At 32.2% G+C, this 295-nt stretch carries 1 protein-coding gene; it reads left to right on the top strand.

Translation table 11 applies throughout. From position 1 onward, the window contains the following. A partial coding sequence (locus tag FE392_RS23100; protein ID WP_319932009.1) for an ABC transporter substrate-binding protein occupies positions 1 to 295 on the top strand: 295 nt, incomplete at both ends.

Raw genomic sequence — 295 nt, 5'->3', positions numbered from 1 at the left:
AACAGAAGAATTATTAATCTTTGGTATGAAACCAATTATTACAGCTAATACATCTCAAGAAAAAATTGATGCACATATTGAAAAGAAATTAAAAGACGTTAAACCAGTTGGTTCTGCTTGGGGCGATAAAATTAACATCGAAGCAGTAGCTGCTGCAAAACCAGACTTAATTCTTGTAAATAATCGTCAAGAAAAGATTTACGATCAATTATCTAAAATTGCACCAACAGTTATGTTAAACACTCCATTAGATCAATGGCGTCCAAAGTTTGAAGAAGTAGGTCAAATTCTTGGT

It is taken from the genome of Xenorhabdus santafensis (assembly GCF_033949405.1).
GTDB lineage: Bacteria > Pseudomonadota > Gammaproteobacteria > Enterobacterales > Enterobacteriaceae > Xenorhabdus > Xenorhabdus santafensis.
Note: the sequence above shows the minus strand (reverse complement) of the source record. Positions and strands in the feature narration are given on the sequence as shown.